The sequence below is a fragment of the Thermolongibacillus altinsuensis genome (genome assembly GCF_004341205.1).
Classification (GTDB): domain Bacteria; phylum Bacillota; class Bacilli; order Bacillales; family Anoxybacillaceae; genus Thermolongibacillus; species Thermolongibacillus altinsuensis.
Genome location: NZ_SLUL01000001.1, coordinates 106,432 through 128,226, shown reverse-complemented (window position 1 = coordinate 128,226; position 21,795 = coordinate 106,432). Strand labels below are relative to the sequence as shown.

Below are 21,795 nucleotides of genomic sequence, written 5' to 3'. Positions count from 1 at the left end.
ATAGTATACACCTTAAGCGCTTTTATGCAAAGAAGTTTTTATCGCTTTTTTGCAATCGCTTTCAAAAAATTAGAGCATTCACATGATTTTATAAGAACGATATAATGGAAGCAAAGAAAGGAGCCGAAAACTGATGAAAAAACGCATTTTATTTTGTTTTGCTCATCCCGATGATGAAACATTTACGGTTGGTGGATTGCTAGCTTCGCTGGCAAAGCGCGATGACGTGGAGACGATCGTTTATTCAGCAACGCTTGGCGATGCTGGCAAATGCGGAAATCCGCCTGTTTGCACAAAAGAGGAACTGCCGCATGTGCGCAAAAAAGAGCTCGAACAAGCAGCGGCCATCTTAGGAGTCGACCATCTCGTCACCGATACATATCCCGATGGAAAATTGCCTGAACATGAAGATGCTCTTGTCACTTCCGTTCGCCGCCTTATTGACGAATATCAGCCTAAAATCGTTGTGACGTTTCCGCCGCATGGCATTTCGGGACACCGCGATCACCAAGCCATTCAGCGCGCAACCTATCGCGCCGTTGCCGAGGCAAAAGAAACGCCTGTTGAACAATTGTACTACGTCACCGTTGTTGGCAGACCTTCCTCCCGCTACGGCGACTCGATCGAAAAGATCGATGTTATCTTTTCATTTGGGAAAGAAGAGGCGAAAAAAGTCCAACAAGCTTTGCTTGCCCATCGCACGCAACATTTATCGGTCGAACGCGTCTTTCCATCCGTTCATAGCGATTCGTTCCATAAATTCCAAAATCGCGAATATTTCATGCTAGCTTGGTCAAAAAATGGGGAAAAACCGAGCAATCCGTTCGCGTAAGGAAAACCGAAAACAGTTTGGGGTTGGACATCGAAACAATCCGAAAGAGCCACTCTTATCGCTTAATTTTTTTAACATTTTTAGTTGGCTAGTAAAAATAAACCTTCGCATAAAGCGAAGGTTATTTTTTTACAAAATATTGATAAATTTGTGCAATCGCTTGATCTTCCATTAATTTTTTTCCGTATTCTTGAACGCGATGGATCGTTAATGTTGATGGGCTTCCATATTCGGCTAAAATCGCGACAAAATCATCGGTATCGATCGTCGGCTCTTCGAAGTACAAGTAAAAGCGACCTTCGTAGCTATATAGCGAGCCACCGTGACAACCAAGCGCATAAAGACGTTCTGCCAATTGAATAACATCTTCCAATGTGCGAAATTCAAAAAATATATCATCGCTTTCATCAAGCGTTACTTGCATTTCAATATAATCATCGCTAAACTCGTCGTCTTCCTCATCCGTCATCTCGCCTTCGCTCGTTACAATGACAACCATGCCCTGTGCCGGTAAAGAGTACACTTCAACAGCGACCGATCCATTAATTTCAAATCCAAGTTCCTCGCTTGCCTCATCAATCATGTCGCGAAATAGTTGATGCACTTTAAACGTATCTTTCCAAAGATCTTCCTTCGTTAAACCGCGTTCGACTAAGTCGTCAAATGTGAGGAATATTTTAATTTTGTTATAGTTTAAGCGTTCAAGCCGCATAAACATCCCTCCTTACCTACACAGACTTTACTATTAGCATATGAAGAACAAATCAAAACGTTCTTCTATTGTTTACTAATGAGTTTACATCGTTTTATGGCTGTTAGACAAGTATTTTTCACTGCTTTTTAACCATTCTTTCAAATACTGCGTTGACATACAAAATCCCCCAGTAACAAAGTATTCCCGTCCATGATCGCGAACCAAACATCTTTTGTCTAATCTTTTTCAGAATGAAGAGAAAGAAGATGAACTTCCGCTGGGGCACCGAATCGAAGAGGAAGAGCAGTCGTTCCGTAGCCGTTGCTCACAAGCACCTTCATGCCGTTGATTTCTTTAACGCCGCCTTTTTCATAAAGACCAAACTTCCAAAAACGAATTTGTCCGCCATGCGTATGACCGCTCAAGACGAGATGAATATCATCTTCTTTTTTAATTTTTTGAACGATGCGCGGATCATGGCTAACAAGAATGCGAAAAACGGACCGTGGCACATCGCTTAGCGCAAAATCGAGGCGATCTCGCCGTCCGTTTACATCATCCACCCCGATCAACGCCACTCTCTCCCCTTCTTCAGACTCAAACATGACAGCCGTATTATCTAAAATTTTCACGCCGCAATCGAGCAAAAGCGCATCTAACTCATGAAAATCGACTTCATAATCATTATTTCCCCAAACAAAATAAACAGGACCCAGTTGCCTTAACAACAGAATATTTTCCTTTACCCGCGCAAATGGCACCCCTTTTTCTGTCAAATCGCCGCCGATAACAACAAGATCGACGTCCCCTTTTAACCGCTCAATCAACTTTGGCGAAACGCGGCGCCGATGAATATCGGAAATAAAAAAGAGATGAAAACGGCGAAAGCTTTTCGGAAACGAAGAAAAAGAAAAATGATGTCGCACGATCCGATTTCGATGCGCTTCCATCCACATATAAAAAATAAAACAAATGATCACAACGAAAAAAATCCACATAATTCCTCCTACCGCTTTCTTTCAATAAAAATGTCCATCGTCATCATACCATAGATGAACGAAAAGAGAAAAAAAACAAACGTTTTTTCTGCATTCATCGTCGATAAAGCATAAAAACTTGCAAACGCGCTATAAGAGAAAACCAGTTCGCCGATCCGTACTCCTTTTCTCTTCCACAAACAAATGGTTTGCCGAATAGCCGAACGAATTAACAATGCATTCGCCACAAAGCCGATCAAAAAACAAACAAGCGCCAAAAAGGTTTTAAGCGGATTAAAAATGAGTTCCGTGATAAACGTTCCGAATACAAACGGTACCGTTAACGGTGTCCATGCAATCATCAAATATCCTGAAACAAAGCCGACAATGAGACAAAAAAAGAGTCGCAACATAAAAAAACCTCCTCTTTTTCAACGTATGAAAGAAAGAGGAGGAATCATTCGCAAAAAAGGAATGAGGACATGAGCGAATTCATATACATCCATTGACAATCTTTGAGGGAGGATTTTTTTATGTTTACAACACGAAAAACATACCAACCGTATAGAAGCCCTTTCGATCCTTGTCCACCGCTAACCCCAAAAACATATGTAACCGCACCAAATCTTTACATCGGGTTTCAGCCGCCGCGTTTGCCGCAATACGCTCCATACGAGGCATTAAGAAAAGGGACAACGTGGAAAATTTTTTATGATCCGTACTGCGGCCCGTACGAACAAATGAAAAGGAATGAACGCACATGAAGCAAATGCCTAAAGAATATTACGATCTCCTTCATCAGCTCCAAGCCATCGATTTTGTTCTTATTGATTTAACCTTATATTTAGACACGCATCCACACGATTACGAAGCCATTCAACAGTTTAATGAGTTAGCGCAAGAACGAAAAAAATTAAAAAAACAATATGAAACGCAATTCGGCCCACTTCAACAATATGGAAATAGCTACTCCCATTATCCTTGGGATTGGTCAAAAACCCCTTGGCCGTGGCAAGTTTAAAACCGAAAGGAGCTTATCCGATGTGGATTTATGAAAAAAAGCTGCAATATCCTGTGCGGGTCAGCAGTTGTAATCCGAAACTAGCCAAATATTTAATTGAACAATATGGCGGGGCAGATGGAGAACTAGCAGCAGCTCTCCGTTATTTAAACCAACGTTACACCATTCCTGATAAAGTGGTTGGTCTATTAACCGATATCGGCACAGAAGAATTTGCGCATTTAGAAATGATTGCGACCATGGTTTACAAATTAACAAAAGATGCAACGCCTGAACAATTAAAAGAAGCGGGATTAGGTGAGCATTATGTAAACCACGGTCCAGCGCTATTTTACCATAATGCTGCAGGCTCTCCGTGGACAGCGACCTACATTCAAGCAAAAGGAGATCCGATTGCTGATTTATACGAAGATATTGCCGCAGAAGAAAAAGCGAGAGCCACTTATCAATGGATTATTAATATGAGCGACGATCCAGATTTAAACGACGGTTTGCGCTTCTTACGCGAACGAGAAATTATTCATGCCCAACGTTTCCGTGAAGCAGTGGAATTATTAAAAGAAGAACGCGATCAGAAGAAAATCTTCTAAACTACTTATTTTCATAATATAAATTAATATCATGTTCGTTCTTCATCCAAGCAAAAAGGAGATGACGTGCGTTCCAAGCGTCTTCCGTTCGAAATAAATCAGCACTTTTTTGAATCATTTCGCAGCGGAGCGCATGAAATTCTTGCTCCGCTTTTTCACATTTCTTTTTGTAAAACGACGAACCCCAATAAATAGAAAACACGAACATCAACATATAAAGATGAAAGGAGTTATCCAAAAATAAGGAGATCATTCGATCGATCGTCCCTTGACTTGGACGAATAATGGCAACGTACAAATAAGAGGCAAATGCAACAAACACCAATATTGCGCACCACTTCATCCATTTCTGCTTTGTCTCAAGCTCGTCCCATTCCTTCTTTCGTTCAATTAAATGCAACAGCATTTGCTTCGTTACTTCATCGATCTCAATCGGAAAAATCGTAACCACCTCTGCCGATTTTCTTTATTCCAACACTATGTCCAAGCTTTATCGTTTAGAACAAAAAACTGGCGAAAAATCGCCAGTTTTTATTTTTCCCCGTCGATGATCGGGATTTTTAACACTTGTCCTTTATGCAGCTTTGCGCTTTTTAAATTGTTCCATTCTTTAATTAAATCCATCCCTTTTGTGTTTTCATAATATTTCATCGCGATGCTATACAATGTTTCGTTTTCTTGAACGGTATGATAAATAAACGATGGCTCCACAGGCTCATCCGCATTTTCGCCAATGTCTTCACTTTTGTTTTCATTCTGTTCACCCGATGGCAACGAAGGCGTCGTTTTCGTTTCTTCCGTCCTTTTTTTCTCAATATCGACCGTTTCATAGCTACCGCTTCGATCGATCGTCACAATTTGAGCAGGGCGCTTGTCAGACAAATAATAAATACTTAAAATAGAAATCGGAAGTAAAATGAAAAATAACGCTAACAAACGCACAAGCGGATGTTTAATCTTCCACTTTGTTTTCTTCTTTTTATGCACTTCGCTTCGCGGCGGTAACGCCATCTCTTCTTCTCGACGATCGTCCCCTTGCTTGTCTATGTCGATTCCTTCCATTTGCTTTCGCAACTGTTCTGCTTGATCTACATGTTCACGACGATTCATCACTCATCACCTCAGCCGACCGAACATAATCGTAACGAATTTTCAGCGCCAAAACAAAATCAATAAGAAAGTGCGCGAAAATCGTCACCCATAAATTGCTCGTCCATTCATACACCCAACCAATCCAAAAACTTAAACTAACGACCGCTAAAAATAACAACCGTTTTTGTAAATAACGAATGTGCAATAACGCGAAAATGGTGCTTGCCACCACTAATCCTGCATGCGTTTGAATGACGCCGCGAAATAGCAATTCTTCACAAAACGCGATAAGTGCCGTTAAAACGAAAATATGAGGAACGGAACGAGTCCGAAATAGCTTCTCATTTATTCCGCCGTCATCATACCAATGTTCAGGCGCATAGCGCATGATGAGAAAATCAACCGCTAGCACAACGAGTGCACATCCGCCGCCATACCACAGTATTTCTCTTACATCCCACTGCCAAATTGCTTGGAAAGAAGACCAAGTAAAGAGAAAGCTACCAATGACAATCGCCAAGCCTAACAAAATTGCTTGCGTCGCATACAAATGATAAAGAAGCTCGCGATCGCTCATCATTTTGACCGCATCAAGCTGTTGCTTGATCATCGTTTCCCCACCTTTGCTAAAAACATGCGTCGAAGTTCCTCTTGCCACGCTTTAAGCGGAATAGAGGACATTCGTTCATTTTTTTCTTCATAAACTGCCAATTCTAATGAACAGCGATCACAACATCGCTCATGCCGATGCGGTAACGACTCATGAAAATAAGCAAGAAGCGCTTGGCGACGACAACGCTCTTCCATCATCCATCGCAACATAAAGGAAAGCTTTGCTTCTTTCATGCGTCGCCGCTTCTCTACATGTGCATGCATTTGCTTAGCGATCGCTTCGATAGAATCCGCTTCTTCTATTTGCTCTAACCAATAAAAAATAAGCCGTTCTTGCACTTCCGTCAACCCGATATGCTCGTTTCCATGTTTGATCGATTGAATCGCGTAAACGATTTGTTCCAATGAAGGAAACTCTGCTTCGATCATCGTTTTTGCGATTTGCTCGTCGCCCGGCGCATAAAGCAAAATGGCGATGCTTTCCTTTCCGTCGCGCCCAGCTCGTCCGACTTCTTGCCAATACGCCTCTGGCTGAGCGGGTAAATGAAAATGAATGACAAAGCGCACATTCGGCTTGTTTACTCCCATGCCAAACGCATTCGTACAACAAATGACATCGAGTTGATCATAAACAAATTGCTGTTGAATGAGCAGGCGTTGTTCCGCTTCCATTCCACCGTGATAAAAAGCGGTTCGATGCCCGCGCTCACGCAAACATTCAGCCAATTTCTCCGCCCATTGCCGGCTCGATACGTACACAATTCCCGGTTTCTTAACGGCATCTACAATATGTATCAATCGTTCGATTTTTTCTTCTAACGTAGCCACATGTTCAACGCATAAAGCAATATTTGGGCGATCAATCGAGTAAAGATGCTTTTTCACATTTGTCAGTTCCAACGTCGCCACAATATCGTCGATCACTTCGCGAGTCGCCGTTGCCGTCAGCGCCAAACAAGGAGGAGAACCAAGCTGTTTACGAAGACGGCCAAGCTTTAAAAAATCGGGGCGAAAATCGTGTCCCCATTGCGAAATGCAATGCGCTTCATCGACGACAAATAATGAAATGGGCACCGTTTGCAAAGCGGAAAGAAGCGATGGCGACTGTAAGATTTCCGGCGATGCGTAAATAAACCGATAATGAGCTAAACGGCGCAACACTTCCTGCTTTTCGGCATGCGGCAAAAAACTGTTGAGCGCAATGACCCGTTTTTCGCCAAAATTGCGCAGCTGCTGCACTTGATCTTCCATGAGCGAAACGAGCGGCGAAATGATGAGCACGCTTCCTTCAAGCACATATCCCGGAAGCTGATAACAAAGCGATTTCCCCCCGCCTGTTGGAAGCATCGCAACGCAATCAAAACCATTTAACACATCTTCAATAATTTCACGCTGTCCCGTCCGGAACGAGTCGTAGCCGAATTTTTCTTTCAATACACTAACGATCTCCATCCCCATCTCCTCGCTTTGCAAGCGCTAACCGAATTTGAAAATAAGAAACATCTTCAAGCGCTTCTTTAATCATTCTCAGCTTCTTTGTTCGCAACTTCTCTGCCACCCTCATAATTTGCTGACGCTTTTCCTCAGACAAAAACGGAGCGATCGAAAAATGAGGGATATTGGCGGCAATTTCAACGATATGATCTTCAATCGTGCTTCGCTTTAAGCGGCGAATGCGCGCAATTTCATCAAGCGTTCTTCCTTGCTGCAACAGTTCATACGTTTTTTTCGTTGAACTTGTCAGCGGAATGGTTTCATACAAATCAGCGCGCAGCGAAAAAAGAAGCGGAAAACGGTGCGATTCTTTTTCCGTCGTTTTGAGAAAAAAATGGAGCACATGCTGAAAGAGCAGCTGCGTATAGGCTGGATCTTCCTGCAAAACAAGCGCCACTTGCTCATTCGTCAAACCGATTCGCTCATAACTTGTCAAACGCCAAACGAACACGTTCGCTTCTTTTTCATCCAAACGCGACAATAAACGATGCAGCTCTTCATACAGCGACTGCGCAAGCGCGGCTGCATTTCGCCGCGAAAGCAGCCATCGCTTGACAAATAAAAGCGTTTCTTCATCGCGCTGAATCGGCTCAAACGTCGTTTCATGCACGAGATTCGAAATGGTTTGTACAAGCAATGAAAGCCGCCGCCAAAAAGCTTCTGTTTCATTCACATAACGAAGCCCATTTAAATAAGCTGGAAAAGAAAATTGCGCAAGCGCCGCTTCCCCTTTTTCCGTCACCTTATATGTATCATTATCGATGCGTTCAATCAATCGCTCATGTTCCAACCTATTCGCTATATGCAAAATCTCGCTCTTTTGCACCGCTAACGTTCCGAATAAAAAATCGAGATGATACCATTTGCTATCTTGCAACGTCTGTGCCGATTTTTTTCCATTTAACAGATGATAAATGGCTGCAAGCGAACGTTCTCCGTTCAATCGGCTTAAACAAAATAAAACCACTTTGGCTAAATACGAAGGCATCATTCATCCTTTCACTCCATTTCATCCTTCATTTTAACAGATTACGAAGAGAAACGTGAGGAAAAACTAAACGGAAAGAGGCGTTGATAAACATTTTCATTGGACTTTTTTATTGAAAAGTTTGACGAAGAGATTTATTATAATGCTATGAGGAATGCGTTTCCAACCTTACATAAGCAATCAATTGGGTTGCTTTTATATTACAAGGAGGGTTCATTTTATGCCAAAGTACACAATCGTTGACAAAGAAACCTGTATCGCCTGCGGTGCCTGTGGTGCAGCAGCGCCAGACATTTACGACTATGATGATGAAGGAATCGCGTACGTTACATTAGACGACAACCAAGGAATCGTTGAAGTGCCAGACGTATTAATCGATGATATGATGGATGCGTTCGAAGGCTGTCCGACAGATTCCATTAAAGTAGCGGACGAGCCGTTTGACGGCGATCCAAATAAATTCGAATAAGATTTGGAAAGGGCAAACTCGGCAACGAGCTTGCCTTTTTGTTTTTTCGAAACGATTGTCACTCTTTGTCCAATCTACTATAATAAAAAGGTATACATAAGAAAAAGGAGGAAAATGGAATGGCGTTTGAAAACAAAGTAGTGGAAGCATTTATTGAAATCCCTACAGGCAGCCAAAACAAATACGAATTCGATAAAGAACGCGGCGTCTTCAAACTCGATCGCGTCTTGTATTCACCGATGTTTTATCCAGCAGAGTACGGCTATTTAGAAAATACACTCGCATTAGATGGTGACCCGCTTGACATTTTAGTCATCGTCACAAATCCAACATTCCCAGGTTGCGTCATTGACACACGCGTGATCGGTTACTTAAAAATGGTTGATAGCGGCGAAGAAGACGCAAAACTCATCGGCGTGCCAGTTGACGATCCTCGCTTTGACGATGTACGCAGCATCGAAGATCTTCCACAACATAAACTAAAAGAAATTGCACACTTCTTTGAACGCTATAAAGACTTAGAAGGCAAGAAAACAGAAATCGGCACTTGGGAAGGCCCAGAAGCCGCAGCAAAACTCATTGACGAGTGCATCGCGCGCTATAATGAGCAGAAAAGATAACGAAAAAAGCTGGCTATCCGCCAGCTTTTTTTATTAAATTTGTCTTTTTTCCGAACATTTTAAATAAAAACGCTTTCATTTGTATGACCTTTCTGCAATTCATTGACACGTTTTGGCGAGTATGTTAAATTATCAGAAATTTAAAATTTTCTATCATGAAAGGAGCGAATATTCGTGTTTCGGATTTTAGTTTCTGACGCGATCAGCGAGGAAGGTCTTGCTCCGCTTCTTGCCGCAAAAGACATCGAAGTCGTTCAAAAAAAGGTAAGCGAAGTGGCCGATGAGCTTGATCAGTTTGACGCCTTACTCGTCCGCAGCGCCACAAAAGTAACGGAAGAGTTGCTTGAGAAAATGCCAAAGCTAAAAATTATCGGCCGCGCGGGTGTCGGTGTCGATAACATTGACGTCGAAGCAGCAACCAAACATGGAGTTGTTGTGATTAACGCGCCAAACGGCAATACGATTTCGACGGCGGAACATACATTTGCGATGATGGCGTCATTAGTGCGTCGCATTCCACAAGCGCACATTTCCGTCAAATCACGCGAATGGAATCGTTCCGCCTTTGTTGGTGTCGAACTTTTCGGCAAACATTTAGGAATTATTGGATTTGGAAGAATCGGCTCTGAAGTCGCCAAACGCGCACGCGCCTTTGGAATGCATGTTCACGTATATGATCCATTTTTAACGAAAGCACGTGCGGAAAAAATCGGCGTGGATGCTTGTTCGCTCGACGAATTGCTTGCCGCATCTGACATCATTACCGTACATACGCCGCTAACAAAAGAAACGAAAGGATTGCTCGGACCGAAAAATTTAGCAAAAACGAAAAAAGGAGTCTATCTCATCAACTGCGCGCGCGGCGGCATCATTGACGAACAAGCGCTCATTCCGTTTTTAGAAAACGGACATGTTGCCGGCGTTGCCTTAGACGTTTTTGAGCAAGAACCGCCTGGGGATCATCCGCTGCTTTCGTTTGACAACGTCATCGTTACACCGCATCTAGGCGCATCAACCGTGGAAGCGCAGTTAAACGTCGCAACTCAAGTTGCCGAAGAAGTGTTGCATTTCCTTGAAGGCAAACCGGTTACATCATCCATCAACTTGCCGACATTATCAAAAGACGTATACGAAAAAATTCAAGCATTCTATACGCTTGCCCGCAAAATGGGCTCGCTTGCTTCTCAATATATGACCGAGCCTGTCCATGAAATTGCGGTAACGTATTGTGGTTCTGTCGCAGATTTAGAAACAACGTTTATTACGCGCAGCTTGCTTGCCGGCTTTTTAAAACCGCGCGTCGCCTCCACTGTTAACGAAGTGAATGCAGCAATGATTGCGAAAGAACGCGGCATCGCCTTTAGCGAAAAGTTTTCAGCCAACGGGAACGATTACAACAACAGCATCACATTAACGGTATACGGAGAAACGCAAACCTTTACCATTAAAGGAACCCATATCGCTCATTACGGCGATCGCATCGTTCATTTTAACGGCTTTGCGATTGATTTTGCTCCAGAAGGCCATCTATTGTACATTCAACATCTCGACAAACCGGGTATGATTGGCAAAGTCGGTCAAATTTTAGGCGATCATCAAGTCAACATCGCCACGATGCAAGTGGGACGCCAAGAAGCAGGCGGAAAAGCGATCATGATGCTTTCTCTCGACAAGCCGCTCGAGGAAGAATTGCTTGAAAAGCTTGAACAAGTGAGCGATATCGACACGGTCAAAAAATTGGAATTGTAAAAAACTGAAAGAAGTCCTTGGGACGAAAAACAAGAGGATGCTCGTTTCAAGACATGTAAAAAGGTTCAGACCATGGTCTGAACCTTTTTTTATCCGAGCGGAACAGCTTTTCGTTCTCCTTTGGAAAACGTCATAATTTCCGTATAACCCACGCTTTTCGCAAGCGCGATCGCTTTGTCATAATCCGCGCCAACATCTTCAGGCACATGCGCATCAGACGACAATACAATCGGAATGCCTTTATCGTAACACATTTGCAATAAGCGCGGATCCGGATATAGTTCCCCGACCGGTTTGCGCAAGCCGGCGGTGCTAATTTCGACGCACGTTTTTGAATTGGCAAGCGCATCGGTTGCCCGTTCATATTGCTCAAGCAAAAACTCTTCATCTTCCGGAACGTATTTAAAAATTTTTACCAAGTCCAAATGACCGATAATATCAAACAAATTCGATTGCGCCAGCGTCACGACTTGATCAAAATATTTGCGATATGTATCGTACAAATCGCGCCGATCCCACTCCTTGCGAAACTCCGCTAAATCAATGCCGAAGTCATCGACCCAATGAATCGAACCGATGACATAATCGAAATCGTAAGCGCGAATAAATTGTGCCATTTCTTCATGCTTTCCCGGCGTATAGTCCATTTCAATCGACATTTTTACATCGATTCCCGCATCCCATGCTTCGTGAAACAAGCGAACATAATCGCTCATATCATAATAGCGCCTTTCTTCAATCCACGGGTTCGACAAAATGTTTTTCGTTTGATAAAAATGGTACGCATGCTCGGAAATGCCAAAATGAGCAATTCCCTTTTTTTCAGCTTCATCCGTAAATTTTTTTAAATAGTCAAGCGTAAGCGTTCCGCGCTCTAAATGGTTATGATAATCCGTTAACATCTCTCTCCCCCTCTCCCAAGTTGTCCTTATTATATAGCACAACTTTTGATTTTTCTACCCATTTAATCCAACAATAAACAATAAATGAATACACGCCGCCATTCCAACCACAACAAGCAATCGTTTTAAAAGATCTTCCATGGCCATCCCTCCCGTTCATTTTCGACCATATATGTTGTATGCGCAAAAAAGAACGATTAGAACGGCTGCTCATTGAATTTTACAATTTATTTACAATCGGATAAAAAAGCGAAGAAGTAAGCGCGCGCAATTCCTCCTCCTTTTCACCCTCATAGCTTATTAACACACATGTCGCTGGGCCGGCCGAAGCTGTAAGCGGCAAGGAGCATTGAAGCGGCCGATCGCCGTGAACAAGCTGCCACTCGTGTAAAATTCCTTTTGAGCCAATCGGGATCATTTCATACACTCCATCAAACTGTAGCAGGGAACGAAAGAGAGAAAGAGACAACATGCGATCGTTCTTCTCAAGCACCGCCTCGCCAACAAGCGGTTCACCGATGACGGCCCAGCGCGCTGAAGGAGGGGTCACGCCAATGCGCTTTTTCTCCTTTTCTACCGTTCCAATCGCTGTCCATCCAACCGCTGATTGCTTTAGCGGCATATTCGATTCCGTGCTTCCCGTCAGCGGAAGCGAAAGCTGCAATTCATTCATCGCTTGTTTCACTCCGCGAACAAGCTCATTCCATGCTTCATCTTCGACAAAATTTTGCATCACCATCGCTTTCGGAGTCGCCCCGACACTCATCAATTCCATAAGTGCGACTCTAGCTCCGTAATAGCCGACAATGTCGTACGGCACGCGCACGACATCGTCTTCTTTTAACCCGATGCCGCCTGAACAATCAGCAGCAAGAACGAGTTCTTCTTTTTCATTCAATGGTAAACATAACACATCACGCATGCCGCTCATTCCTTGTCATCGCTTTTTCTAACATCGGAACAACGAAAATCGCAATCGCTAAATTGATCGCTGTCGCAAGCGAAAGCGATGGCAAAATGCTTAGCACAAAAGCAGGGCTGATCAAAAAAACAAACGGAAGCGGTACGAACAACGTGTTTCCGATAAAAAAGATCAGCGCGCTTGCTTTTTTCCAGCCTCTTTTCGCCAGCGTCCCAACCACATAAAGAAGCAATCCCATCTCCACAGCGACAAGTAAATGAAGCGGACCGAGCGGAAAACCGCCAAATAACGATGATGCTAAATGGCCAACAAAGGCGACGATTCCTCCGAAACGCGGTCCTACTAACAGCGCAGCGACGACCGCTGGCGCACTATCTAAGGCGATGCTCCCGAGCGTAAACGGAATTTTAATGAGTGAACCAATCACCGATAAACTAGTCAACATCACAAGCAACGCCAAACGACGCACGATCATTTTTCCTCCTTCTCGCGAAACACAATGGCGCTTCGTTCATACTCGACATCTTTGACCCCTAAACGCGCATTCACGACACGCGCGACGGCAAAAAAGTAATCAGAAAGCCGATTCACATACTGCAACACGATCTCATTAATTTTTTCCTCTTTCATCAGGGACACGATGCACCGCTCCGCGCGGCGCGTCACCGTTCTGGCAAGATGAAGAGCTGCTGCCTGCGGAGAACCGCCCGGCAAAATAAACCGCTCAAGCGGAGGCGCTTCTTGAATGTATGCGTCAATTCGCTCCTCTAAAAAAGTGACCATTTCCGCTTTCACTTTGTACGGTATTTTTTCGCCAACGATCGCTAAATCGCCGCCGCAATCAAACAGTTCATGCTGAATTTTTTGAAGCTCTTGATAAATATCTTGAAACGGTTCATCTTGAAGCAGAGTCATCGCCCATCCAACAAACGAATTGACTTCATCTAACGTTCCGTACGCTTCCACGCGCAAATGATCTTTATCGACTCGACCGCCAACTAAACTCGTTTTCCCTTTGTCTCCTGTTTTTGTATACAATTTCATTGATTCCACCCCTTTATTTGATTCGTTCGGCTATTCCACACCAAAGACGATCGACGCGATCGCACATCGCGGCTAACCGTTGATAGCTCCATCCGACGATATCGCGCCAAATGCGTTCCTTTTCATCAAGCGGAACAAGTCCTTGCCCGATTTCGCAACCGATCCAAACGACCGTCCGCTCTCCGCCCATCTCCCATGTTTTCCATGCTGTAAAGTACGACACGATTTGTTTCATGCTTTCTTGACCATGTTCATCTAACATGCGCCGAATCCATTGCTCCGCTCCTTCAAAGACAACGATTTGCTCCATTATATGGTCGTTTGGCAAAAACCATTCTTCCTCATAGCCGTTGCACCAAATGTGCGGTTTGTTTGCTAACGAATAATGTACTTTCACCCATTTTCGCTTTCCTTGAAAGGCACCGCCGCTAACGAAATGCATCGCTCTCGCCTCCTCCATCGCTCTAATGTACTGTATAACGTGAAACCACCTCCAAACGGAACGCTCCATTCCCAAAAAGAACGAGTTTCAGGTGCATAGCGCGAAAGGATATAGCGAATCGGACCGCCGTGAGTGACAACGGCAATATGCCGAACCGAAGCAGAAAAAAACGATAATGTTTTTTCGATTCCTTGCTCAATTCTTTTCTGAAAATCCAAAAACGATTCGCCATTCGGCGGTGCAACACCGAACGGATCGGCTAACCATCGCCCGTAAGAATCAACAGCTTTCAACTCTTCATACGTTTTCCCTTCAAACTCTCCAAAATGAAGCTCGCGCCAATGCTCGCACTGTTCAACACGAAGATGCGGAAATAAACAACGGGCTGTTTGGTGGCAGCGAAGCAAATCGCTCGTGATCACGAAATCAACGGTCGGATACGATCCCGTTTTTAACTGCTTCATTCCTTTTTCTGAAAGCGGCACATCCGTCCAACCGATATATTGTTTGGCTTCATTTTCTGCGGTTATCCCATGACGAATAAATGTAATAGCCACATGATGAACCATAAATACGTTTCGCTCCCTTCAACAAACGCCCCAAGCGCATCCCCTGTCACGCCGCCAAATTGCTTGACAATAAACGAACGAGCAGCAAAAAAGAAAACGATCATCGCCAGCAACAAACAAAGCGAAAAAAACGAAATGAATGCTAAAGTAAGAAATAAGCCAATTCCCCATCGCTCGCTTTTCTTTACATGCGCGCGAAAAGCAGCCGCCATTCCCGTCTGCTTCGCCAAAGGCGCCGACAAGAGCAAAAGCGCCATAAACGCGCGCGACAAAAACGGAATAAAAAACAACTCTTGCCAGGAAAGCGTCGGCAGCGTTTCATACATAAAAACGAGCCGAAAACCAAATAAAAAGAACAAAGATAAAACCGCAAACGCTCCAACGCGTGAATCGCTCATAATTTCTTGCCGGCGCGCGATGTCGCGATAAGAAAAATACGCATCGCTGCAGTCCATCCATCCGTCCGCATGCAAGCCCCCTGCAAAGAAAACGGAAAAAAATAAGAGCCAAAAGGAAAGAAATAACGGCGATACCCATTCGCTGAAAAGCGTATATTGACAAACAAGCAAACCTCCAAAGAGCGCACCGACAAGCGGAAACGAGCGAACAGCCCAGCGCGCCGTTTCAGCGTTCCATGCGATTTCTTTACGAATCGGCAACACCGTTAAAAATTGCAAGGCAAAAATGGCTCCGTTCCACATGGTCTTTCTCCTTTCTTCACAATCGGGATGCCATATTGCATAACGATCGCCACCGAGCTAACGGCCACAATTTGCTGATGCAGCCAGCCGAGCCCTTTCATATACAAGTATGTTCCGGCATCGCTTGGCACTCCGCCGTTAAATAATTCATTGCTGACAATGACAAGTCCTTTCGTGCGTGATGCTAAATCTAAAATGTCTCGATATACGTTTTGCGCTCGCTTTTGCATCTTCTCTTCTATTTGCCACTGTTCATCTTGAAACATTTCATTCGCCCATAAGTTTGTTAAACAATCGAGCAGAACGACATCACATGTATGAAAAAACGAAACGATTTCGCGAAGCGTATGCGGCTGCTCCCACGTTTTCCAGCGGCCTTTTTCCCGCTGAAGCTGATGATGCCGAATGCGCTCCGCCATTTCTTCATCCGTTTTCTTTGCTGTCGCAATATAATGAAGGCGGTCTCCTTCATCCGCTAACCTTTGTGCACATTGTTCAGCAACACGTGATTTCCCGCTGCGAACGCCGCCGCTAATAAAAACGATCATCGACTCCACCTTCTTAAAAACGAAAGCAGTTCGTCATTTTCTTCCTTTGTTCGCACCGCAAAGCGAAGATAATTTCCAGCAAGCCCCGGGAAATTAAACGTATGACGCGGAATTAATCCTTGGCGAAGAAACGCATAGAAAAGCGTTTTTGTTTCATCGCCAAGCAAATAAAAGTTCGTCACCGACGGCGAAACATCATAGCCAAGTTTGCGCAATTCGCTTATGACACGTTGTCGCTCCGATGCAATCGCTCGCTTCGTCTCATCCACAAAACTTGATAACGACAAGAGACGCAGCGCCAATTGTTGAGCAATTGTATTGACGCTCCATGGCGGTTTTCTCTTTTTTAGTTCGGCGATCACATTTTCATGTGCCACGACGTAACCGAGCCTTGCTCCTGCAAGATGATACATTTTCGTCAATGAACGAAGAACGATGACATTTGGATAGTCATCGAGCCAATCGACAACGGAAAATCCATCAAGCCAAAAATCGTAAAACGCTTCATCAACGATGACAAACACGCTCTCTTCTCGGGCTAGCATCAATAATTGCTGCAATGTTTCCTTTGGCCATATCGTCCCGGTCGGATTGTTCGGATGACATAAAAAGAGCGCATCGAGCGTCGGCAATATTGGTTTGACCTCATTTAATTCGTACAACCACCCATTCTCCTTTACTGCATGAAACGAATGAATCGAACAACCATATAACTCGCATGCTCGTCGATATTCAGAAAATGTCGGTTCAAAAATACCGACGCGTCTGTTTTCCAGCCATTGAGCGAGCAAATAAATACATTCCGATGCTCCGTTTCCAAGCAACAATTGGGAACGCTGCACTCCCTCTCGTTCAGCAAGTGTTAAAATCAATTTCATGCCGTCTGGATCAGGATATTGGCACACCCATTCATAAAATTCTGCTTGCGTTGGAATGACGGCTTCAGGAAGAGGATAAGGATTTGTATTGACGCTAAAATCGATATAGCGCTTCGGTGGAACCATTTGTAACGCTTCATATAAACGAAGCGGATTAGCTCCATGCGCAGGCCATTGCAATGACGATTCCCCCAATCGTAAAGGCGGTCACCGTTCGTTCCATCACAGCGACAGCTTGGCGAATGTGCTCTTTTTTAAGCGGTTCTCTTGCCTCGCCTATCGTTGGACGAACGGATATGACACCTTGATATGTATTGATGCCGCCTAATTGTATTCGCAACAATGCCGCCATTGCCGCTTCCCCCCAGCCGCTATTTGGGCTTGGATGTTTGCAGGCATCGCGAAACAATAGGCGAAATGCTTCGATACGTGCCCGTCCATGCGCATGAATGCTGATCATCACAAGCGCAGTGAGCCGTGCAGGAATGTAATTAAGCACATCGTCCAATCGGGCCGATGCCCAGCCAAATTGGCGATAGCGCTCATTTTTATGCCCGAGCATCGAGTCGCACGTATTCACCGCCCGATACAACATCGAGAGCGCCCCGCCGCCAAGAAACGCATAAAACAAAGGGGCGGTCACACCGTCGCTCGTATTTTCAGCGACCGTCTCCACACAAGCCCGAACGATTTCTTGCTCAGTTAATCGTTCCGTATCGCGACCGACAATCATGCTTAGTTTTTCGCGCGCAAGAGAAAGATCGCCGCGCTCAAGCGGAGAAAGCACATCATACGCCGCTTCTTTTAAGCTTTTTGCCGCAATGGTCGTGAAAATGACGACTCCTTCCACGAAGACACCCAACCACGTAGCAACGTGATAGCTTACCGATATGACAGAAAAACTAATAAAAAAAGAAAGAAAGGCAACGAAGAGAACAGTTAACATTCCTTTTTCTTTTTTCCGTCTTCCGCGGTTCAGTCGTTGATCACAAAACGCGATTAAAGTACCGATCCAGCGAACAGGGTGAATGCGCGCCGGATCTCCAAATAAGCGATCCAACATGAGCGCAATCAAAATCGCGAGCACGTGGGTCATCATGATCGTTCCTTTCTTTTTCGATACCGCTTAAGTGCCTCACGCGTTGCTTCATATACAGCGCGGCCGATCATTTTTCCAAGCGGAGTAATCGTCCCTGCATACTCGCAATATTCGTTTTGTTGCGAAGCAGCGATGACGAGCGAATCGGTCGATGTCCCTGTCGCCATCGTATTCGTTTTCGGATCAAAAACGGCTTCGTCATATAGCGCCTTCACTTTTGCTTCGGTTGCCGTCATCATCGCTTGCACGTAGGCCGCTTCCGACAAATGCGCATCAAGCAAAACAACAATGTTAATCGTTCCCGGCGCAAACAAAACATCGTCGCGCCGCCACGCGTTCGCACTATCGACCGCATTTCCAACTCCCGCTGTCACCACGGTCAATAAGCGAAACGATTCATCCGCGAGCGAAACATAGGCAGCGTCTTCAAGCTGAACCGCTGTCATCATTCCAATCGTCCATTGCTCATCGAACTGATGCCTTTGCAAATACTCGCGCATTTCTTTCTCCGCTTCATCGCAATGGTAATCGAGCGGAACGTAACGATTGACAAATGTCGTTGCCCAGCGAAAGCCAGCGCCGACAAGTGCGGAAGAAAGCGCCTTAAACGGCTGAACGGTCTGAATGACAATCATTTCATCCGATGCGCTCACGGCCCACTTTTCTTTTTCATTTTTCATTTCCTCTTGCGTCGGCATTAATGTCACAAGCGCTTTTGGCACAAGCGGATGTTCCTGGCGCTTAAGCGGAGTCTGAAATACTTCTTGCAACGTCTCCTCTTCAAGAAGATCGTGCGGATTGCCGATGCTCGCAACCTTTCCTTCCCGCAATAAAAGTATGCGGTCACAGTACAACGCAGCCAGGTTTAAATCATGAAAAATGGCCACAACCGTTAATTGTTTTTCACGCACTCGCTTTTTTAACAAATCAAGCAGCTTCAACTGTTGCGCCAAATCCATGTGATTGGTCGGTTCATCTAACAGCAACACGCGCGGTTCCTGCGCCAAAGCGCGCGCGAGCGAAGCGCGCTGGCGTTCCCCGCCGCTTAAATGTTCAAGCGGCTCGTTCTTTTTTTCATATAACGAAACAGATCGCAATGCTTGTTCGACCGCCTGCTCATCTTCCTTTGTCCAGCGCGGAAAAAGCGAAGATTGATGCGCATAGCGGCCGAGTTCAACCATCTCTTGCACCGCATATCCGAACGAAACGTCCGCATGTTGCGGCAAAACCGCCACAAGGCGCGCAAATTGCTTCGGCGTGTATCGTTCAATCTGTTTTCCTTCGAGCAAAATTGTCCCTTCTTGCAAAGGCAACTCGCGGCTTAATAATTTTAAAAGCGTTGTTTTTCCGCTTCCGTTCGGTCCTAAAATTCCAAAAAATTCTCCTGAACGAACGGTAAACGAAAGGTCATGTAGCACTTTTTGCTCTCCGTATTGATACGAAACATGCTGCACTTTGATCATGTTCATCCCATCTTTCGCTTCAAGCTTTTAAAAAGTAAAAAAGCAAACGTCGGCGCACCGATGAAGGATGTAATCACTCCAATCGGCAACTCACGCGGCGCAATGATCGTCCGAGCCACCAAATCGGCAAGAACGAGAAACGCTCCCCCATACAGAAGAGAAAAAGGCAATAGCCGGCGATGATTCGCCCCGCAAATCAGACGCGTCATGTGCGGAACGACAAGTCCGACAAAGCCAATCGTCCCCGACACAGCGACAGCCGCTCCGGTTAAAAGCGAAGCTCCGGCTAAAATGATCACTTTTCGCCGCGCCACATGCACGCCAATATTCGCTGCTGCATGTTCCCCGAAAGCAAACGCATTTAATTCACGATGATGAACCAACAGCACAAAGGAGCCAACGATAAAAAACGGGATGAGCATCCATACGTAATCCCAGCCGCGCATCGCCACACTGCCCATTAACCATGCAATGATTTGGCGCAATTCCTCTCCTGTCAGCGCAATCATGAGCGAAATAAGCGAGCCGAAAAAAGCGCTAACGATAATGCCAATGAGCACAATCGTTTCAATCGCCATTTTACGCTCAGCCATTCGCGCGAAAAAAAGGACGAGAAAGAGCGTCAAAAAGGCGCAAATGACGCTGACGATCGGCAATGTAAACCGACCGAAAAAAGGAAGTTGAATACCGAAAAAGAACACGGCGACAGCGCCGACTGCCGCTCCCGACGATACGCCAAGCGTATACGGATCGGCCAAAACATTTTTTAATAACCCTTGAAACGCGGCCCCTGCCAACGCAAGCGAAGCACCGATCAAAAAAGCAAGCAGCACGCGCGGCAGGCGAATGGCTACGATTACTTGCACCATCGCCGCCGAAACGTGATCATCAAGCGGCGCTTGCCAAAGAGCATGAGCGATAATGTTCCATATAGCAGAAAAGGGAATCGATAGTGAACCGATCGATATCCCTAACCAAATGGTCACAAGCGCCAAGAGAAGCGCGAGCGGATAATTATTTAAACACTTCTGGATAAACGACTTTGGCAATTTCTTCGACCCCTTCAACAAGGCGCGGTCCCGGACGGGTAACTAAATCGTTATTGACATCATACACGCGCTTATTTTTAACAGCCGGAACATCTTTCCACGCTGGGCGAGCGAGCACTTGCTCAACAGCGTTTGGCGTGTAATAACCGTATGTCGTAATAATGACATCTGGATTTAACGCGACCGCATCCTCTTCTGTAAACATCGGCCATCCTTCTTGGTCACCAGCGGCGTTTTTCGCATGAATCAACGTTAACATTTCATCGATAAACGTCCCTTTTCCAGCTGTATAAATTTCCGGTGCTGGCGATATTTCGACCCAAACGGTTGCTTCCTCTTCTTTTTTAATGTTTTTTGCTTTTTCGGCGATTTCGGCTACTTTCTCTTTCATCTGATGAACGACTTCGTTTGCTTTTTCCGTCGCTCCTGTTGCCTTGCCAATCAATTCAATGGACTCATAAACATCATCAAACGATTTCGCATCTTGAACGACAAGAACGGCAATCCCTGAATCTTTTAATTGTTTCAATCCATCTTTCGAATTGAGTGCGCTTGATGCATGTGCAAGCACTAAATCTGGCTGAAGCGAAAGAATTTTTTCTACATTAAATTCCATACCGCCAATTTTTTCTTTGTTTTGCACATCTTCTGGATAGTTGTCAAAATCGCTCACCCCGACAATTTTTTCACCCAAGCCTAATGCATAGGCAATTTCGGTATTGCTCGGAATAAGCGAAACGATTTTTTGCGGTTCCGCTTCAATCGTCACCTTTTCACCGAAGGCATCTTCAACGGTCACTGGAAAAGCCGCTTCTTCTGTTTTTGTTTCTTGCGCTGGCTTGTCTGCCTGCTTTGGTTCAGCCGCTTCGTTGCTGCACGCAACTAAACCAAATGCCAGCACCATCACAAGCAGCAAAATATACTGTTTCCATTGTTTCATTTTCGTTTTCCTCCTTGATATGTATAAAATGTATAAAAATAAAAGCTCATTCCAAGTGGAATGAGCTGGAAACAGCAAAAGAGACACTACACTTCCGCCG

General features: G+C 44.8%; 28 protein-coding genes. 7 read left to right on the top strand and 21 right to left on the bottom strand.

Going from position 1 to position 21,795, the window contains the following annotated elements; genetic code table 11:
- Nucleotides 1-133 precede the first annotated feature (133 nt).
- Complete coding sequence (locus tag EDD69_RS00705; protein WP_132947048.1) at nucleotides 134-832, top strand: PIG-L deacetylase family protein; 699 nt, start codon at nucleotides 134-136, stop codon at nucleotides 830-832.
- Between the two features lie 121 nt (nucleotides 833-953).
- Here EDD69_RS00705 and EDD69_RS00700 read toward each other — a convergent pair whose 3' ends face one another.
- From EDD69_RS00700 to EDD69_RS00690, 3 genes are all read right to left on the bottom strand, one after another.
- Nucleotides 954-1,544, bottom strand: coding sequence for a genetic competence negative regulator (locus EDD69_RS00700; protein WP_132947047.1), 591 nt, complete (start codon nucleotides 1,542-1,544; stop codon nucleotides 954-956).
- Between the two features lie 218 nt (nucleotides 1,545-1,762).
- Nucleotides 1,763-2,524, bottom strand: a complete 762-nt coding sequence (locus tag EDD69_RS00695; protein WP_132947046.1) for a metallophosphoesterase — start codon at nucleotides 2,522-2,524, stop codon at nucleotides 1,763-1,765.
- An 8-nt stretch (nucleotides 2,525-2,532) separates the two neighbouring features.
- Nucleotides 2,533-2,916 (bottom strand): hypothetical protein, encoded by a 384-nt coding sequence (locus EDD69_RS00690; RefSeq protein WP_132947045.1) that lies wholly within the window; start codon nucleotides 2,914-2,916, stop codon nucleotides 2,533-2,535.
- 120 nt (nucleotides 2,917-3,036) lie between these two features.
- On the opposite strand from EDD69_RS00690, the gene EDD69_RS00685 reads away from it, so the two are divergent.
- Genes EDD69_RS00685 through EDD69_RS00675 form a run of 3 tightly spaced genes read left to right on the top strand, consistent with a single transcriptional unit; the run spans nucleotide 3,037 to nucleotide 4,114 of the window.
- Complete coding sequence (locus EDD69_RS00685) at nucleotides 3,037-3,267, top strand: spore coat associated protein CotJA (RefSeq protein ID WP_132947044.1); 231 nt, start codon at nucleotides 3,037-3,039, stop codon at nucleotides 3,265-3,267.
- Complete coding sequence (locus tag EDD69_RS00680) at nucleotides 3,264-3,524, top strand: spore coat protein CotJB (RefSeq protein ID WP_132947043.1); 261 nt, start codon at nucleotides 3,264-3,266, stop codon at nucleotides 3,522-3,524. Before EDD69_RS00685 ends, EDD69_RS00680 begins: the two co-directional genes overlap by 4 nt.
- Nucleotides 3,525-3,544: 20 nt before the next feature.
- Nucleotides 3,545-4,114 (top strand): manganese catalase family protein, encoded by a 570-nt coding sequence (locus EDD69_RS00675; RefSeq protein WP_132947042.1) that lies wholly within the window; start codon nucleotides 3,545-3,547, stop codon nucleotides 4,112-4,114.
- 1 nt (nucleotide 4,115) lies between these two features.
- Here the strand turns inward: EDD69_RS00675 and EDD69_RS00670 are convergent, their stop codons facing one another.
- The 5 genes from EDD69_RS00670 to EDD69_RS00650 all read right to left on the bottom strand — a co-directional run bounded on the left by EDD69_RS00670 (nucleotide 4,116) and on the right by EDD69_RS00650 (nucleotide 8,303).
- Nucleotides 4,116-4,565 carry a YpbF family protein gene (locus EDD69_RS00670; RefSeq protein WP_243643002.1) on the bottom strand — a complete coding sequence of 150 codons (450 nt, stop codon included), beginning with the start codon at nucleotides 4,563-4,565 and terminating at the stop codon, nucleotides 4,116-4,118.
- 80 nt (nucleotides 4,566-4,645) lie between these two features.
- The gene (locus EDD69_RS00665; RefSeq protein ID WP_132947041.1) at nucleotides 4,646-5,224 is read right to left on the bottom strand and encodes a LysM peptidoglycan-binding domain-containing protein; all 579 of its coding nucleotides are present in this window, start codon (nucleotides 5,222-5,224) and stop codon (nucleotides 4,646-4,648) included.
- Nucleotides 5,211-5,816 carry a CPBP family intramembrane glutamic endopeptidase gene (locus EDD69_RS00660; RefSeq protein ID WP_132947040.1) on the bottom strand — a complete coding sequence of 202 codons (606 nt, stop codon included), beginning with the start codon at nucleotides 5,814-5,816 and terminating at the stop codon, nucleotides 5,211-5,213. The genes EDD69_RS00665 and EDD69_RS00660 overlap by 14 nt, the downstream gene beginning before the upstream one ends.
- Nucleotides 5,813-7,270, bottom strand: a complete 1,458-nt coding sequence (locus EDD69_RS00655; protein WP_132947039.1) for a RecQ family ATP-dependent DNA helicase — start codon at nucleotides 7,268-7,270, stop codon at nucleotides 5,813-5,815. Before EDD69_RS00655 ends, EDD69_RS00660 begins: the two co-directional genes overlap by 4 nt.
- Nucleotides 7,257-8,303 (bottom strand): YpbB family protein, encoded by a 1,047-nt coding sequence (locus tag EDD69_RS00650; RefSeq protein ID WP_132947038.1) that lies wholly within the window; start codon nucleotides 8,301-8,303, stop codon nucleotides 7,257-7,259. The genes EDD69_RS00655 and EDD69_RS00650 overlap by 14 nt, the downstream gene beginning before the upstream one ends.
- 217 nt (nucleotides 8,304-8,520) lie before the next feature.
- Here EDD69_RS00650 and EDD69_RS00645 point away from each other — a divergent pair, with 217 nt between their 5' ends.
- From EDD69_RS00645 to serA, 3 genes are all read left to right on the top strand, one after another.
- Nucleotides 8,521-8,769: a ferredoxin gene (locus EDD69_RS00645; RefSeq protein WP_003394452.1), complete on the top strand. Its 249-nt coding sequence runs from the start codon at nucleotides 8,521-8,523 to the stop codon at nucleotides 8,767-8,769.
- Nucleotides 8,770-8,888: 119 nt separating this feature from the next.
- Nucleotides 8,889-9,389, top strand: a complete 501-nt coding sequence (locus EDD69_RS00640; protein ID WP_132947037.1) for an inorganic diphosphatase — start codon at nucleotides 8,889-8,891, stop codon at nucleotides 9,387-9,389.
- A gap of 174 nt (nucleotides 9,390-9,563) precedes the next feature.
- The gene (gene serA, locus EDD69_RS00635; RefSeq protein ID WP_132947036.1) at nucleotides 9,564-11,138 is read left to right on the top strand and encodes a phosphoglycerate dehydrogenase; all 1,575 of its coding nucleotides are present in this window, start codon (nucleotides 9,564-9,566) and stop codon (nucleotides 11,136-11,138) included.
- An 89-nt stretch (nucleotides 11,139-11,227) separates the two neighbouring features.
- On the opposite strand, the gene EDD69_RS00630 is transcribed toward serA, so the two are convergent.
- The 13 genes from EDD69_RS00630 to EDD69_RS00570 all read right to left on the bottom strand — a co-directional run bounded on the left by EDD69_RS00630 (nucleotide 11,228) and on the right by EDD69_RS00570 (nucleotide 21,695).
- Nucleotides 11,228-12,040: a histidinol-phosphatase gene (locus EDD69_RS00630; protein ID WP_132947035.1), complete on the bottom strand. Its 813-nt coding sequence runs from the start codon at nucleotides 12,038-12,040 to the stop codon at nucleotides 11,228-11,230.
- 220 nt (nucleotides 12,041-12,260) lie between these two features.
- On the bottom strand, nucleotides 12,261-12,962 hold the full coding sequence (locus EDD69_RS00625) for an AIR synthase related protein (RefSeq protein WP_132947034.1): 702 nt from the start codon (nucleotides 12,960-12,962) through the stop codon (nucleotides 12,261-12,263).
- The gene (locus EDD69_RS00620) at nucleotides 12,955-13,437 is read right to left on the bottom strand and encodes an ECF transporter S component (RefSeq protein ID WP_207893227.1); all 483 of its coding nucleotides are present in this window, start codon (nucleotides 13,435-13,437) and stop codon (nucleotides 12,955-12,957) included. The genes EDD69_RS00625 and EDD69_RS00620 overlap by 8 nt, the downstream gene beginning before the upstream one ends.
- Nucleotides 13,434-14,006: a cob(I)yrinic acid a,c-diamide adenosyltransferase gene (locus EDD69_RS00615; protein WP_132947033.1), complete on the bottom strand. Its 573-nt coding sequence runs from the start codon at nucleotides 14,004-14,006 to the stop codon at nucleotides 13,434-13,436. The genes EDD69_RS00620 and EDD69_RS00615 overlap by 4 nt, the downstream gene beginning before the upstream one ends.
- Nucleotides 14,007-14,019: 13 nt before the next feature.
- On the bottom strand, nucleotides 14,020-14,448 hold the full coding sequence (locus tag EDD69_RS00610) for a bifunctional adenosylcobinamide kinase/adenosylcobinamide-phosphate guanylyltransferase (RefSeq protein ID WP_132947032.1): 429 nt from the start codon (nucleotides 14,446-14,448) through the stop codon (nucleotides 14,020-14,022).
- Nucleotides 14,400-15,017, bottom strand: coding sequence for a histidine phosphatase family protein (locus tag EDD69_RS00605; RefSeq protein WP_132947031.1), 618 nt, complete (start codon nucleotides 15,015-15,017; stop codon nucleotides 14,400-14,402). The genes EDD69_RS00610 and EDD69_RS00605 overlap by 49 nt, the downstream gene beginning before the upstream one ends.
- Nucleotides 14,975-15,718: an adenosylcobinamide-GDP ribazoletransferase gene (locus tag EDD69_RS00600; RefSeq protein ID WP_132947030.1), complete on the bottom strand. Its 744-nt coding sequence runs from the start codon at nucleotides 15,716-15,718 to the stop codon at nucleotides 14,975-14,977. The genes EDD69_RS00605 and EDD69_RS00600 overlap by 43 nt, the downstream gene beginning before the upstream one ends.
- Nucleotides 15,682-16,266, bottom strand: coding sequence for a bifunctional adenosylcobinamide kinase/adenosylcobinamide-phosphate guanylyltransferase (locus EDD69_RS00595; protein WP_132947029.1), 585 nt, complete (start codon nucleotides 16,264-16,266; stop codon nucleotides 15,682-15,684). Before EDD69_RS00595 ends, EDD69_RS00600 begins: the two co-directional genes overlap by 37 nt.
- Complete coding sequence (gene cobD, locus EDD69_RS00590) at nucleotides 16,263-17,324, bottom strand: threonine-phosphate decarboxylase CobD (protein ID WP_132947028.1); 1,062 nt, start codon at nucleotides 17,322-17,324, stop codon at nucleotides 16,263-16,265. The genes EDD69_RS00595 and cobD overlap by 4 nt, the downstream gene beginning before the upstream one ends.
- Nucleotides 17,299-18,240 carry an adenosylcobinamide-phosphate synthase CbiB gene (gene cbiB, locus EDD69_RS00585; RefSeq protein ID WP_132947216.1) on the bottom strand — a complete coding sequence of 314 codons (942 nt, stop codon included), beginning with the start codon at nucleotides 18,238-18,240 and terminating at the stop codon, nucleotides 17,299-17,301. Before cbiB ends, cobD begins: the two co-directional genes overlap by 26 nt.
- Nucleotides 18,240-19,712 (bottom strand): heme ABC transporter ATP-binding protein, encoded by a 1,473-nt coding sequence (locus EDD69_RS00580; RefSeq protein WP_132947027.1) that lies wholly within the window; start codon nucleotides 19,710-19,712, stop codon nucleotides 18,240-18,242. Before EDD69_RS00580 ends, cbiB begins: the two co-directional genes overlap by 1 nt.
- The gene (locus EDD69_RS00575; protein WP_132947026.1) at nucleotides 19,709-20,755 is read right to left on the bottom strand and encodes a FecCD family ABC transporter permease; all 1,047 of its coding nucleotides are present in this window, start codon (nucleotides 20,753-20,755) and stop codon (nucleotides 19,709-19,711) included. The genes EDD69_RS00580 and EDD69_RS00575 overlap by 4 nt, the downstream gene beginning before the upstream one ends.
- Nucleotides 20,721-21,695, bottom strand: a complete 975-nt coding sequence (locus EDD69_RS00570) for an ABC transporter substrate-binding protein (RefSeq protein WP_132947025.1) — start codon at nucleotides 21,693-21,695, stop codon at nucleotides 20,721-20,723. The genes EDD69_RS00575 and EDD69_RS00570 overlap by 35 nt, the downstream gene beginning before the upstream one ends.
- Nucleotides 21,696-21,795 lie beyond the last annotated feature (100 nt).

Bases quoted from the DNA above. Each gene is read 5' to 3' on its own strand.
- EDD69_RS00580 (WP_132947027.1), bottom strand. From the start codon at position 19,712: ATGAACATGATCAAAGTGCAGCATGTTTCGTATCAATACGGAGAGCAA.
- EDD69_RS00595 (WP_132947029.1), bottom strand. From the start codon at position 16,266: ATGATCGTTTTTATTAGCGGCGGCGTTCGCAGCGGGAAATCACGTGTT.
- EDD69_RS00645 (WP_003394452.1), top strand. From the start codon at position 8,521: ATGCCAAAGTACACAATCGTTGACAAAGAAACCTGTATCGCCTGCGGT.
- EDD69_RS00680 (WP_132947043.1), top strand. From the start codon at position 3,264: ATGAAGCAAATGCCTAAAGAATATTACGATCTCCTTCATCAGCTCCAA.
- EDD69_RS00610 (WP_132947032.1), bottom strand. From the start codon at position 14,448: ATGCATTTCGTTAGCGGCGGTGCCTTTCAAGGAAAGCGAAAATGGGTG.
- EDD69_RS00620 (WP_207893227.1), bottom strand. From the start codon at position 13,437: ATGATCGTGCGTCGTTTGGCGTTGCTTGTGATGTTGACTAGTTTATCG.
- EDD69_RS00570 (WP_132947025.1), bottom strand. From the start codon at position 21,695: ATGAAACAATGGAAACAGTATATTTTGCTGCTTGTGATGGTGCTGGCA.
- cbiB (WP_132947216.1), bottom strand. From the start codon at position 18,240: ATGACCCACGTGCTCGCGATTTTGATTGCGCTCATGTTGGATCGCTTA.
- EDD69_RS00640 (WP_132947037.1), top strand. From the start codon at position 8,889: ATGGCGTTTGAAAACAAAGTAGTGGAAGCATTTATTGAAATCCCTACA.
- EDD69_RS00695 (WP_132947046.1), bottom strand. From the start codon at position 2,524: ATGTGGATTTTTTTCGTTGTGATCATTTGTTTTATTTTTTATATGTGG.
- EDD69_RS00700 (WP_132947047.1), bottom strand. From the start codon at position 1,544: ATGCGGCTTGAACGCTTAAACTATAACAAAATTAAAATATTCCTCACA.
- EDD69_RS00605 (WP_132947031.1), bottom strand. From the start codon at position 15,017: ATGGTTCATCATGTGGCTATTACATTTATTCGTCATGGGATAACCGCA.
- EDD69_RS00705 (WP_132947048.1), top strand. From the start codon at position 134: ATGAAAAAACGCATTTTATTTTGTTTTGCTCATCCCGATGATGAAACA.
- EDD69_RS00665 (WP_132947041.1), bottom strand. From the start codon at position 5,224: ATGAATCGTCGTGAACATGTAGATCAAGCAGAACAGTTGCGAAAGCAA.
- EDD69_RS00675 (WP_132947042.1), top strand. From the start codon at position 3,545: ATGTGGATTTATGAAAAAAAGCTGCAATATCCTGTGCGGGTCAGCAGT.
- EDD69_RS00655 (WP_132947039.1), bottom strand. From the start codon at position 7,270: ATGGAGATCGTTAGTGTATTGAAAGAAAAATTCGGCTACGACTCGTTC.
- EDD69_RS00630 (WP_132947035.1), bottom strand. From the start codon at position 12,040: ATGTTAACGGATTATCATAACCATTTAGAGCGCGGAACGCTTACGCTT.
- EDD69_RS00615 (WP_132947033.1), bottom strand. From the start codon at position 14,006: ATGAAATTGTATACAAAAACAGGAGACAAAGGGAAAACGAGTTTAGTT.
- EDD69_RS00600 (WP_132947030.1), bottom strand. From the start codon at position 15,718: ATGTGGAACGGAGCCATTTTTGCCTTGCAATTTTTAACGGTGTTGCCG.
- EDD69_RS00685 (WP_132947044.1), top strand. From the start codon at position 3,037: ATGTTTACAACACGAAAAACATACCAACCGTATAGAAGCCCTTTCGAT.
- EDD69_RS00660 (WP_132947040.1), bottom strand. From the start codon at position 5,816: ATGATCAAGCAACAGCTTGATGCGGTCAAAATGATGAGCGATCGCGAG.
- EDD69_RS00690 (WP_132947045.1), bottom strand. From the start codon at position 2,916: ATGTTGCGACTCTTTTTTTGTCTCATTGTCGGCTTTGTTTCAGGATAT.
- EDD69_RS00625 (WP_132947034.1), bottom strand. From the start codon at position 12,962: ATGCGTGATGTGTTATGTTTACCATTGAATGAAAAAGAAGAACTCGTT.
- EDD69_RS00650 (WP_132947038.1), bottom strand. From the start codon at position 8,303: ATGATGCCTTCGTATTTAGCCAAAGTGGTTTTATTTTGTTTAAGCCGA.